The sequence below is a fragment of the Paenibacillus sp. ISL-20 genome (genome assembly GCF_018613005.1).
Classification (GTDB): domain Bacteria; phylum Bacillota; class Bacilli; order Paenibacillales; family Paenibacillaceae; genus Paenibacillus_AQ.
In genome coordinates, this window is sequence record NZ_JAGGRD010000009.1 from 196793 (window position 1) to 210108 (window position 13316).

Genomic DNA, 13316 nt, shown 5'->3' on the forward strand with positions numbered 1-13316 from the left:
TTCTATCAATTTAAAGGATTTGCAAGCCAGGCGGGATTGATCTAGTGATGACTTTAGCAGCCTGCATGGGTCCTATCAAAACCTATACCGTTGCCTCTCCGGACATTTCCCGGAATTCGGATGGCGTCATGCCGGTAGCCTTCTGAAATACCTTGGTAAAATACCGCCGCTCATGGTAACCGACAAAGGAGCCGATCTGTGCGATATTCTTATCGCTGTTCACCAGCAGGAACTTGGCTGCCTCCATCCGCTGTCTCGTCAAGTACTCCACAAAGGTGAGTCCGACATGGTTCTTAAACAATAAACAGAAGTAGCTGGAGCTGATGCCCAGATGCTCCGAAAGCTCCTCAATCCCCAAGTCCTGCCCCATATGGGTATTGATATATTCCAGAGCAGACGTTACCAATTGTTCCGGCGTTTTCTTTACGGCTTCGGGATTCGGAGCTTCATCAATAAGCGAAACGGTGCTGTAATACTTCTCTTTCGCCCTCTTCTTGCGGATTTCCTCCCCGATATCACGAATCTTCATCTCAAGTTCCCCGTAATGAATCGGCTTGCTGATGTAGTCCTTGACGCCCAGCTTAATTGCTTCCCGGGCATATTCAAACTCCTGATATCCCGTCAGCAAAAAGATCTCTGCCCGGCTTCCTTTCTCCCGAATCTTCGTAATAAAGGTCAGTCCGTCCATGACGGGCATCCGGATATCACACAGAATCAGATCCGGGTTGTACTGATCCGCTACTTCAAGCGCTTCCATCCCGCTTCGGGCAAGTCCGACAACCTTCATGCCCATCTCTTCCCAAGGCAGAACCTTGCTGAGATTGTTCAGGATGGGAGCCTCATCATCAACTAATAATGCCTTCAACATGCTGCCCTTCCCCCCTGTCATAATTGGGTATGACGCATTGTATAACGGTGCCGCCGGGGCGGCTTGAGCATATGAACAGACCGTAATAATCCCCGTATTGAATTCTAAGTCGGTCAGCCACGCTCCGCAGCCCAAGTCCCCGTCGTTCCTGGTTCACTTTGAGATTCTGCAACGTCGTCTGTTCGGATCCGTTATCCTCGGATACCATATATTCAAACATGGACAACTGCTCAGCGGTCATGCCGAGTCCGTTATCCTCGACCCGAATCATGACATTACCGAGTTCCTTCCATGCAGAGATGCGTATCCATCCCGTATAAGAAATGCCTTCAAAGCCATGCTGTATGCTGTTCTCAACCAGCGGCTGCAACGTCAGCTTCAAGATACGGCTGTGCATAAGCTCTTTCGGCACGTCAATCTCGTATTCGAACAGGTCCTCAAACCGAAACTTCTGGATTTCAAGATAACTCTGCAAGTGCTTGATTTCTTCATCCAGCGTAATTTCTTCCTTCTCCTGTATACTGATCCGCAAAATGCTGGCAAGCCGGTAAACCATCTCACTGACCTTGCGTCCTTCATTCTGGACAGCGAGAACATTGATTGATTCCAAGGTGTTAAAGAGGAAGTGCGGCTTGATCTGCGCTTGCAGCACACGCATCTCCGCGTCGGTCTTCTGCCTCTGCTCCTTTTTGATCTGCGCAAACAGATTGTTGATCCGGTTCATCAAGTTGTTGAACCCTTTCGACAGCAGCAGCAGTTCATCCTCTCCCTTCTCTTCAACTCTCGCGTTCAAATCCCCATCTTCCACACGGCGCATAAACCGCACGATAACAGCGATCGTCCCGGTAATCCGATTCATGAACAGACGATTGAACACAATCGCGGTAACAAGACAGAGGCCCATAATGACGAAGAACCACTTGGCAAAGGAAGTAACCTCTTGCGATAGCGAGTTCCAGTCGGTCACCGAGACGAGATTCCAGCCGTAATCATTCAGATGATAGATAGAAACAATATTCTCTTTGCCGTTAAACTTGGCTTTAAAACTTTGGTAGCCTTGCTCAAACTCAACGTCATGCTTCATATATTGACTGATATTTTGACCATCCATATCGTTATTGGGGTCAAATAGAATGAAGCCTTCATTGTTGACCAACATAAAAGATGTGTTCTGCCGATTGTTAGGGAGAGTCAAATTGCGGAAAATCTCTTCAAACTCCCACCTCTTGATCTGGACGACAAGAATGCCCAGCTTGCGGAGTGTTGTGACATCCTTAATCAGCCGGATCTGGGTGAATACCGGCTCCGCGCCCGTCAACTCCGGAAATTCGTGCGGAGCCAGCCATTTGGGAATTCCGTTAAGCCGAACCACCTCTTCATGTAAGGGACTATTCTTAAACTTTTCATAAGGCAGCGTTCTGAAATCTTCTTTACTGAAAATAGGAATCGATGGTGACTCTTTATTAAAATGATATAAAAACGCATAGCTAATCGCTGGATGATTATATAGAAGATTCCGAAAGCTCCGCTGTCTGTCGTTCAATTTCAGCTGGTCCGCATTGGATTCCTTAATCAGGTTCTGCGCATCGGGATCCTTGGCGTTCAGCGCCATGGCGAAGACGGAGGTGGCAATCCCGTTATCCGTGACGTACTCCATCTCCTTAAACACGTTCAGAATGCTGTAACTGATTGCTTTAAGCGAATATTCGGCTTGCTGGCTGTACTTTTTCTCAATCGAATTGTAGGTAATAAAGAATGTAAATAGGCCCAGCACAAATAACGGAATAATAATGAGCCCCAAAAAGGCCGTGAATAGTTTGTTCCGCAAATTCATACGCATGCTCCTGCTCCTCGTATTACCCCTTGACGCTTCCTGCGGTGACGCCTTCAATGATCTTCTCTTGCAGAACGGCATAAATGATAAGGACCGGCAGCACGCTGAATATGATACCCGCAGACATTTGTGCGTAGTTCATATTGTAGGCGTCCCTGAAACCGACCATGCCGACAGGCAGCGTTCTCAGTTCATCATTCGATAGGAAGTAGTTAGCAAGCAAGAATTCGTTCCAGTTACCCAGGAAATTGATAATAAATACGGTAACGATAGCCGGAACAGTCAGAGGTAAGATAATTCTAGCAAACAACCCTCCGGACCTCAATCCATCAATAACCGCAGCCTCCTCGATTTCACCGGGCAGCGACCGCATGAAGGCAGCCAGTATAATAACCGAGAACGGGATGGCATTGGCAACATACGGTAGAATCAAGGCCATATGCGTGTTCAAAATATCCAACTGCCTCATGATGCCATATATCGGCAGCATGAGAGAGTTATTCGGAATCAGCATGCCGATCAAAATACATTGAAAGACGATGGCGCTAATCCGGTTATATCTCATCCGCGTCACGGCAAAGGCCAGCATCGCTGCAAACAGAATCGACAAGCAGGCTGACAACACACCGATGTATAAGCTGTTCCAGAAATACGTGCTAATCTTGGCGTTCACCCATGCGTTCACATAGTTATCAAATACCAGCGTGCTCGGCAAACCAAAAGGGTTCGTTGCAATAGACTGGTTATCCACCTTCACGGAAGAGAACAGGACGAACAGGAAAGGATATAGTATGACGAGCAAGTAAGCCATCAGAAAAATGTGCGGGATCAGTTTCTTTATTGCTCTCATCAGTATTCAATCCTTTCGTTGCGTCTTGCGACCAGCACCTGGTAGAGCACCGTTACGATAATCGTGAAGAGGAAGATCAACACGGCGATCGAGTTGCCAAAGCCATGCTTGAAGCTCGTGATCGCATATCGAATCATATATGTCGCCATAACGTCGGTTGAGCCGGCTGGCCCGCCCTTGGTCATAACCAGAATAATGTCCGCCGCTTTCATGGCTCCCGCGATCGAAAGCATGATCACAACAGAGATAATTGGCATAATTAATGGAAGCGTGATTTTGGTTGCTCTTTGGACCCCTGTCGCGCCATCAATTGCCGCGGCCTCATCCAGCTCTTTAGGTATGGATAGAATTGCGGCAAGAACCATCACGATGTAAAAGCCAGTCCATTGCCACGCATTCGTGATCAGGATGGCAATCATGGCCCATTTGCTATCCGATAACCAGTAGATGGGTTCAATTCCAACCAGCCCTAAAATCTCATTCATCAGGCCAAAGTCCGGGTTGTAAATGAATCCCCATAAAATGCCGATCACAGCCGTCGACATGATGGATGGTGCAAAAACCGCCGTTTTATAAAGCCCCTTCAAACGCTTCACGTTTGCGATTAACAGGGAGAAGAATACGATCGTCGGAACCTGGATCAAACAGGAAAAGAGAATGAAATAAACATTGTTCCTGACAGCCTTCCAAAAAGCATCATCATTCAAGGCTATCACATAGTTATCGAGCCCAATGTACTTCACATCTTTGGAGATGCCGTTCCAGCTCGTAAAGCTGTTGTCAAACGCAGTAAAGATCGGGTATATGAAAAAAGCCAGAAACAATAAGAATGCCGGCAGCACAAAAATGATGTAAATCAGAGGGTTTCTCAGCGCTTTGTTCATGGTAACCTCCGTATTTATGTCTGATGTTGTTTAGGCAAAAGGGCACCCCCATGTACCGCAGCGGGTGGCGCCCTTTCGTCTAGAATTTTAGTTATTCCTCTGAAGCATTGGCGGCTTCTTGCGCTGCTTGCACATTCTCCAGCATCTTCTCGGCATCGAGCTCGCCGCCGATGACCTGCTGAATGCCCATGCTCAGTGCAGTGTTCACGTCTGCTTGAACAAGGCCATCGAAGGCAGGGAAGGACTTGCTGATCTCACTCACGCCTTTGAAAATGTCCTGCATAAGCGGATCATCCGAAGTGGAGTTCATTGTTGCCAGCTCCATCTTCATGGCCGGCAGTACACCGTCTTCTTTCAGACCGCGCAGCTGCATTTCATCTGTCCACATATTTTTAATGAATTCTTTAACCGCTTGAAGTTTACGAGGGTCTTCTGCTACCGCTGCCGAGAATCCATACCCGTTGTTTGCGTCCTGCATGACGATGACAGGGTCACCCTCATTAACCGGAGGCAGGTTGAAGTATCCGACCTTATTTACCAAATCACCTGCTTGAGCCGGATCTCTAAATACGGAGTTTGCCCACGATCCGTCCATCATCATGATGGCTTCGCCAGTGATCATTTGGTTTCTCATGTCCGCATATTCGAAGCCGAGCTCGCCTTTTTTGAAGTACCCCTTCTCAACCCATTCCTGGTGCTTCTTCACACCTTCCACGACTTTTGGATCGGTCCATTTGGTTTCCCCGGTTTTGAAGCCGTAAGTAACCTCTGGCCCTGCGTAATAGCTCCACAGGTTGTTCGTGGTCATGAGCGGAATCCAAGCATCCTTGGAGGATTGGGCAAAAGGAATCTTCCCGTCGGTTTTGATCGTTTCAGCAATTTGCTCCAATTCAGCCAATGTTTTAGGAACATTCAAACCTTTTTGGGTGAAGTAATCCTTGTTATAGAAAATACCCTCAATGGAAATGCCAATCGGCAATCCGTAGATCTTGCCGTCATGTGTAAATGGATCCAGTGTTGAAAATTTATCTTTAATGCCTAGCTCTTCCAAAATCGGGGTCAAATCAAGCATCAAGCCTTCTTTGGAATATACGCCTGCATCCGGGCTGCCGAATACATCGAATACTTCCGGCGGCTTACCGGCTGCCATCTCGCCTCTCAGTTTCTCTTTCCGGTTCACTTCAGAGTCTACAGCGTCCAGCTTGATTTTCAGCCCGGGCACCGCTTCTTCGGTTTTACTAACAACATCGTTCAACATTGCCAGACGAAACTTCTTGGATTCACCTACTTGCGTATGGCGGATGGTGATTTCAAACGGCTCATTGCTGACCGTTCCTTCCGAACCACCTGACGGTTTTTCCGCTGCCTTATTGCCGCCGCATCCAGATAGAAGTGCAGATGAGACGAACAGAAGTGACATTAATAATGCCAGACCCTTTTTTTTCATTGTCTTTGACCCTCCCGAAGTGTTTGTTTATTTGATAGGCGTTTTCCTTACATCTTCATTATAGAAAGCGATTCCATTTTTCGATAGGCCGATATTTTTCTTGCCAAGGGATAAAATCCTCTACAAAAAAACAACAACCTTTCCATATGGGGAAAGGTTGTTGTCAATTATTATAACGCAAATGTGAATTTAGATAGAATTCTTTACTTCTGGACAGTCTGTATTTTCTCGGGTATCTCACCAATCAATCGATAAGCGCGCGCCACTTCCTCCTCAGACGGTGAAGGTACGCCTTCTAATGGATAAGCCATGCCGAGCTCCTTCCATTTGTAAACGCCCATCTGATGGTAAGGCAAGATTTCGAATTTCTCGACGCCGTGCAGCGTCCGAATAAATTGACCGAGCGCAATCAAGTCTTCTTCGCTGTCATGGATGCCCGGCACATAGACGTGGCGGACCCACATGTTCCGATCATGGTCAGACAGCCAGCGGGCCGTCTTTAACGTCCTTTCGTTCGACTTCCCCGTGAGCTTGATATGCTTCTCGTCGTTGATATGCTTCAGATCAAGCAGCACCAAGTCGGTAAACTCCAGCAATTCCGAGATTTTCTCCGGTTCATTATAGCCGTTGCTGTCCAGCGTCGTATGCAAATTCCAGCGGCGTTTCACTTCCTTGAACAGCTCCGTGACAAAGGGATACTGCAATGTCGGCTCACCACCGGAGACGGTTAACCCGCCGCCCGATGAACGGTAGTAGCTCAGATAAGGTTCAATCTCAGCCAGCACGTCCTCCACCGTCATCTCGCGTCCTTCATGCAGTCCCCAGGTATCCGGATTATGACAGTATTGACACTTCAAGAGACAGCCCTGCATGAAGAGCACAAAGCGGATACCCGGACCGTCCACCGTTCCGAACGTTTCTATGGAGTGTACATGACCTTTTAGCATGGTGCGTCATCCTTTCTGTATCCGCTAGGGTTGTCTTCCATCCTTACATCGATCCGTGGAACGTACGGTTGATGACATCGAGCTGCTGCTCACGCGTCAGTTTGACGAAGTTAACTGCATAACCGGAGACCCGAATCGTTAACTGCGGATAATTCTCCGGATGCTCCATCGCATCGATCAGCTGCTCCCGGTCAAATACGTTGACGTTCAGATGATGTGCCTTGCTGCCAAAATAACCGTCCAGCATCGCAACCAGATTGTTCACACGGATATCACTTTCTTTACCAAGGGCTTTCGGCACGATCGAGAACGTGTTCGAGATGCCGTCAAGACTATCCTCATAAGGCAGCTTGGCCACGGAAGTCAGCGAAGCGAGAGCTCCCTTCTTATCGCGTCCGTGCATCGGATTTGCACCCGGCGCAAACGGCTCGCCTGCCTTACGTCCATCCGGCGTGGTTCCTGTTTTCTTGCCGTATACGACGTTCGACGTAATCGTGAGCACCGATTGGGTCGGCATGGCGTCACGGTAAGCCTTGTTCTTGCGAATCATGCTCATGAAGGTCTCGACCAATTCAACGGCGATGCTGTCCACGCGATCATCGTTGTTGCCGTAGCAAGGGAACTCGCCTTCGATTTCAAAATCCACTGCAATTCCTTGCTCATTGCGTACCGGCTTCACCTTCGCATATTTAATTGCACTCAGTGAATCCGCTGCTACGGACAGGCCTGCAATGCCGCATGCCATCGTGCGCAGGATATCCCGGTCGTGAAGCGCCATCTCAATCCGTTCATAGCTGTATTTGTCATGCATGTAATGGATAACGTTAAGTGTATTCATATAGAGCTTCGCGAGCCATTCCATCATCGGCTTGAATCGCTTCATGACTTCATCATAACTCAGGACATCGGCGGAGATAGCCGGGTATTCCGGTCCAACTTGGGCGCCTGATTTCTCATCCTTACCACCGTTGATCGCATAGAGCAGCGCTTTGGCGAGGTTTGCTCTGGCTCCGAAGAACTGCATCTGTTTCCCGATGCGCATGGCGGATACGCAGCAGGCGATGCCGTAATCGTCTCCGTAAATCGGACGCATGAGATCATCATTCTCGTATTGAATCGAGCTGGTTTCGATGGAAACTTTCGAACAATATTTTTTGAAGGCTTCCGGCAGCTTCTCCGACCATAACACCGTCAAGTTCGGTTCTGGAGCAGGTCCCAAATTATACAAGGTATGCAGGAAACGGAAGCTGTTCTTGGTCACTCTCGTCTCACCGTTTATCGACATACCGCCGATGGATTCCGTTACCCACGTTGGGTCCCCGCTGAACAGCTCGTTATAATCTGGCGTACGCAGGAATTTCACGATCCGAAGTTTCATAACGAAATGGTCGACCAGTTCCTGAGCTGTTTCTTCCGTCAGCTTGCCTTCAGCCAGATCCCGTTGAATATAAATATCAAGGAAAGAAGATACTCGGCCAAGCGACATCGCAGCGCCATTCTGTTCCTTGATCGCGGCCAAATAACCGAAATACAACCATTGGAATGCTTCCTTCGCCGTATTCGCAGGTTTGGAAATGTCAAAACCGTGCATACCCGCCATTTCCTTCAGTTCCTTAAGGGCCCGCATTTGCTCAGACAATTCTTCCCGCAAACGGATGACCGGCTCATCCATGGCATCCACTTCAAGCTCGCCGAGTTCTCTCAATTTGTCCTGAATAAGAGCATCTACACCGTATAACGATAGTCTGCGATAGTCACCGATAATACGTCCGCGACCGTACGCATCGGGAAGTCCCGTAATAATCCCGGCTTTGCGCGCTGCTCTCATCTCAGTAGTATAGGCATCAAACACGCCTTGGTTATGCGTTTTGCGTATGCCGTTAAAAATATCCACAACGGCCTGCGGCATTTCAAAGCCGTATGCGTTGCACGCATCAATCATCATCCGGATCCCGCCAAAAGGCTGGATCGAGCGTTTGAACGGTTCATCGGTCTGAACGCCGACAATCTGTTCTTTATCCTTATCCAAATAGCCAGGTTGATGGGAGGTGATGGTTGAAGGTGTATGGACATCCACGTCCAGAACCCCGCCGTTGTCCCGTTCTCTCTTGGTTAAATCCGATACGATGTCCCACAATGCTTTGGTGTTATCCGTGGGTCCTGCCAAAAATTCATCAGAGCCATAATAGGGAGTAATGTTCTCTGCAATAAAATCATTAACGTCAATTTGCTTGGTCCATTTACCTGATTTAAAACCTTTCCAGCCTGTTTCTTTTTCAATCACCGACATATTGAATCCCTCCTAGATTTGCTGGGGCTTGCAGGACAGGCGAGGCCACACCTTGATCTATCTCAGATCTTTAAATGTGATTATTTTCACGATCAATGATGCCACTACCCCGCCTTGTACCTTCAAGCTTCTTTATCAAAGACCTGAGATTCAGCTTCTTGCTACACCTTTATTGTAGTCCTGTTAATCCCTCGCATCTGTGATATTAATCACAAAGTCATCTTTTTCCGTGATTTTTATCACTCTGAGTCTGGTCCTGGATCACTTACCTCAACATCCTCACGGATCTTCATGATCGGCATTCAGAGCCTATCCTATTTAGAACCGACCGTAGAATGCGTTGCGGTAAACTTCTGCGAGCTCTGTCACCAGCGGCAGCTTCGGATTGCTCGTTGTGCACTGGTCTTCAAAAGCCCGGTCCGCCAAATGCTCAACATTTTTCTCGAAATCTTTAGCATCGATGCCAAGCTGCTGGAACGACTCCTCGATACCGAGCTTGCTGTTCAGCTCCCGGATCGCGCCAATCAGACTGTTTACGCCCTCTTCCGTTGTTCTTGCTGGCAGCCCGAGAATCCGTGCGATTTCAGCATATCTCTCATCTGCCACAAAGTGGGTATATTTAGGCCATGCCGCGAATTTTGTTGGCTTCTTGGCGTTGTAACGAATGACGTGAGGCATCAGGATCGCATTGGTGCGTCCGTGTGCCGTATGATACTGGCCGCCCCACTTATGCGCAAGACTGTGGTTGATGCCAAGGAACGCATTCGCAAAAGCCATGCCGGCAAGCGTCGAAGCATTATGCATTTTCTCGCGGGCGAGTTTGTCACCGGTCAGCGCCGACTGCTCAAGATATTGGAACACCAGCTGTATGGCCTTGATGGCAAGCCCATCCGTATAATCGCTGGCCATCACCGATACGTAGGCTTCAATGGCATGTGTCAGAACGTCCATACCGGTATCGGCTACCGCTGTTTTAGGCAGCGTGTATACAAATTCCGGATCGATAATCGCCACATCCGGTGTCAGCTCATAGTCAGCCAGCGGGTACTTGGTATTCCCCAGCCCTTTGTCCGTGATGACGGCAAACGAAGTCACTTCCGAGCCCGTACCCGACGTTGTTGGAATGGCAACGAATTTCGCCTTCCGTCCAAGCTTCGGATATTTGTAGACCCGCTTGCGGATATCCATAAATTTTTGCTTCAGATTGTTAAAGTCCGTATCCGGGTATTCATAGAACAACCACATCGCTTTCGCTGCATCCATTGGCGATCCGCCGCCGAGGGCGATAATGCAGTCCGGCTGGAATCGGGTAAGCATCTCCGTTCCGCGTTCTACTGTCGTTGTTGAAGGATCAGGCTCGACCTCCGAGAAGACCTCGATGGCCACTGGCACTCTGCGCTGACGCAGATAATGCTCTACCCGCTCCACATAACCCAGCTTCACCATCATGGGGTCGGTAACGATCGCAACACGGGTAATTTCCGGCATTTTAGCAAGATACTGCGTGGAGCCTTTTTCAAAGTAAATTTTGTCCGGTACTTTAAACCACTGCATATTCACGGTTCTGCGGTTCACCCTTTTCACGTTGATTAGATTGACAGCCGTCACGTTCGACGAAGTGGAATTACGTCCATACGAGCCGCAACCCAGTGTCAGCGATGGCAGGTTCGTGTTGTAGATATCCCCGATACCGCCTTGCGAAGAAGGCTGGTTCACCAGGATGCGGCAAGTTTTCATCCGATCCGAGAATTGCATAATAATGTCCTCATTGTGCGAGTGGATCACCGACGAGTGGCCCATGCCGCCAAAAGCAACCATCTCTTCAGCGCGTGTTATGCCTTCCTCGGCATCCTTCACCTTATAGCAGGCCAGAACCGGACTCAGTTTCTCGGCGGACAGCGGGTAAGCCGGACCGACCCCTTCCAGCTCGGCGATCAGGATCTTGGTGCTTTCCGGTACCTCGAAACCGCAAGCCTCGGCAATCTTAGCTGCCGGCTTTCCGACGATGGACGGATTAACCGCACATTTCTCCGATACCATCGCATGCGCCGTCAGTTTCGCCAACTCTTCCTTGTTGACAAAATAACAGCCGCTGGCAATCATTTTTTTCTTCACTGTATGATAGATAGGCTCTTCGATAATGACAGCCTGCTCGGAAGCACAGATCATGCCGTTATCAAAGGTCTTCGATAAAATCAAATCGTTCACTGCTTGATCCAGGTCCGCGCTCTTCTCTATAAAGCAAGGCACGTTACCTGGTCCTACGCCGAGGGCCGGCTTGCCGCAGCTGTATGCCGCCTTGACCATCGCCGAACCGCCCGTGGCCAGAATGCAGGCGATGTCAGGATGATTCATGAGTGCATTGGTTTTATCCATGGAAGGAGCTTCGATCCACTGGATGCAATCGGCAGGAGCACCTTGTTTCACGGCGGCATCCCGCAGTATCAGCGCGGCTTCCCGGCTGCATGCCTGCGCGGATGGATGGAATCCGAAGATGATCGGGTTTCTTGTTTTAATGGAGATCAGCGCCTTGAATATGGTTGTGGAGGTCGGATTGGTTACCGGTGTTATCCCCATGATTATCCCGATCGGCTCTGCTATTTTTTGAAAGCTGTCATAGGCGTTGTCTTCAATAATACCCACCGTTTTGTCGTACTTGATGCTGTTGTGGATATACTCTGTGGCGAACAGGTTCTTGATAATCTTGTCTTCGTACACGCCGCGTCCCGTTTCCTCAACCGCCATCTTCGCCAGTTGCATGTGCTTCTCAAGGCCTGCCATGGCCATCGCCTGTACAATCCCGTCGACTTGCTCCTGATTCAATTCCATAAAACTTTCTTTGGCCCGATTCGCCTTGTCAATCAGACCTTGAATGTACTCCGATGCTGTTTGTCCCTTAACTTCAACCGTTCCTTTGCTCACAGCCATATCTCTCATCCTCCCATGGTTCATGGTTTCTTTCTTCTCTACGCTTTGATCGTAACACAGCCGCTCTCAAATTCATGTGAAATATTTCACAATATAATGATTTATATTTTCTGTGTGATTTATACCTGTCTTTCCCTCCTTCTAAGTGAAAGAGATCACAAAGTTTGAAAATTCGCCACGATTTCCCTCATATTCTCCCCCAAAAGTGAATGTTTTCACGTTATAATGTATTTAAAGATTAAACAGATCAAATTTTAGGATGTTAGGGGATACCAACATGAATACTACTGTAGACCATGTAATGGAAATCGAAAACTTAGGGAACACGCAGTGCTTCTCGGAACAAAACCGCAACCGTCTGCTGGTCAGCATGAAGGAAAGGGTACTCCCTGAAGGATCCCATTTGTTCTGGGAAGGTGACTTTGCCGACAAGCTGTACTACGTTAAACAAGGAAGAATTAAATTAACTAAATCGACTGATGAAGGCAAAGAGCTTATTCTATATATGTACCATCCAGGAGACATGGTCGGGCAAGCCGATCCATTCTTCAGCAACAATCACAGTTTCTCGGCAGAGGTGCTGGAGGATAGTGTTGTCGGTGTCATCGAGCACAAGGATCTGGAGCTGCTGATCTGTCAGCATTGCGATTTCGCCATTGATTTTATGAAGTGGATGGGCATTCACCACCGCATTACCCAGACCAAATTCCGTGATCTCATGATGTACGGTAAGCCCGGTGCTTTAACATCGACACTGATCCGTCTGAGCAACACCTACGGACAGCATCAAGCCGATGATACCATTCTCATCAACAAGAAGATTACCCACACCGATCTATCGAACATGATTGGGGCAACCCGGGAAAGCGTCAACCGTATGCTGAGTGACTTACGCAAAAAAGATGCCATCGAATATGCCGGCGGAATGATTGTCATTAAAGATCTTCCGATGCTGCAGGAAATCTGCCATTGCGAGCTGTGTCCGAACGAAATCTGCCGGATTTAATCGGCCTGCTCCCTTCTGTGCATAATATACAGTCATCTGCTTACAATAAACCTTGTCTTTCCAAACCAAATTAAAGGGAGTGCTCAGCATGCGTGAAGGATTGATTCCTGCTGTTCTTGGAACTGTGGTTTCTGCTTCGGGTGCCGCTCTGCTTGGCAGCAAGTATAAACTTGCCGCAACCGGTATTCTCGGCTTCGGACTGGCTCATATTGTGCTTGGTGCGATTGACCTGGTGGAACATCGGTAAAGGATTTGGAAGACA

Annotated in this window: 10 protein-coding genes; 2 read left to right on the forward strand and 8 right to left on the reverse strand. The window is 48.5% G+C overall.

Annotation, left to right across the window (positions count from 1 at the left end; genetic code table 11):
* Positions 1 to 82: 82 nt before the first annotated feature.
* From J7E85_RS06415 to adhE, 8 genes are all read right to left on the reverse strand, one after another.
* Positions 83 to 868, reverse strand: coding sequence for a response regulator transcription factor (locus tag J7E85_RS06415; protein WP_076320853.1), 786 nt, complete (start codon positions 866 to 868; stop codon positions 83 to 85).
* On the reverse strand, positions 846 to 2702 hold the full coding sequence (locus tag J7E85_RS06420) for a cache domain-containing sensor histidine kinase (RefSeq protein ID WP_215156252.1): 1857 nt from the start codon (positions 2700 to 2702) through the stop codon (positions 846 to 848). Before J7E85_RS06420 ends, J7E85_RS06415 begins: the two co-directional genes overlap by 23 nt.
* Positions 2703 to 2724: 22 nt before the next feature.
* Positions 2725 to 3552 carry a carbohydrate ABC transporter permease gene (locus J7E85_RS06425; RefSeq protein WP_213645192.1) on the reverse strand — a complete coding sequence of 276 codons (828 nt, stop codon included), beginning with the start codon at positions 3550 to 3552 and terminating at the stop codon, positions 2725 to 2727.
* Positions 3552 to 4436: a carbohydrate ABC transporter permease gene (locus J7E85_RS06430; protein WP_215156086.1), complete on the reverse strand. Its 885-nt coding sequence runs from the start codon at positions 4434 to 4436 to the stop codon at positions 3552 to 3554. Before J7E85_RS06430 ends, J7E85_RS06425 begins: the two co-directional genes overlap by 1 nt.
* Positions 4437 to 4527: 91 nt before the next feature.
* On the reverse strand, positions 4528 to 5883 hold the full coding sequence (locus J7E85_RS06435) for an ABC transporter substrate-binding protein (protein ID WP_215156088.1): 1356 nt from the start codon (positions 5881 to 5883) through the stop codon (positions 4528 to 4530).
* Positions 5884 to 6086: 203 nt separating this feature from the next.
* Positions 6087 to 6830, reverse strand: coding sequence for a pyruvate formate-lyase-activating protein (pflA, locus tag J7E85_RS06440; RefSeq protein ID WP_215156090.1), 744 nt, complete (start codon positions 6828 to 6830; stop codon positions 6087 to 6089).
* 43 nt (positions 6831 to 6873) lie between these two features.
* Complete coding sequence (gene pflB / locus J7E85_RS06445; RefSeq protein ID WP_215156092.1) at positions 6874 to 9120, reverse strand: formate C-acetyltransferase; 2247 nt, start codon at positions 9118 to 9120, stop codon at positions 6874 to 6876.
* Positions 9121 to 9438: 318 nt separating this feature from the next.
* The gene (adhE, locus tag J7E85_RS06450) at positions 9439 to 12048 is read right to left on the reverse strand and encodes a bifunctional acetaldehyde-CoA/alcohol dehydrogenase (RefSeq protein ID WP_215156094.1); all 2610 of its coding nucleotides are present in this window, start codon (positions 12046 to 12048) and stop codon (positions 9439 to 9441) included.
* A gap of 277 nt (positions 12049 to 12325) precedes the next feature.
* Between adhE and J7E85_RS06455 the strand changes: the two genes are divergently transcribed.
* Together J7E85_RS06455 and J7E85_RS06460 are read left to right on the forward strand one after the other, a co-directional pair.
* Positions 12326 to 13054 (forward strand): Crp/Fnr family transcriptional regulator, encoded by a 729-nt coding sequence (locus J7E85_RS06455; RefSeq protein WP_098742928.1) that lies wholly within the window; start codon positions 12326 to 12328, stop codon positions 13052 to 13054.
* 88 nt (positions 13055 to 13142) lie between these two features.
* Entirely contained in the window at positions 13143 to 13301 is a 159-nt protein-coding gene (locus J7E85_RS06460; protein ID WP_071223816.1) for an asparagine synthase, read from the forward strand.
* Positions 13302 to 13316: the final 15 nt, after the last annotated feature.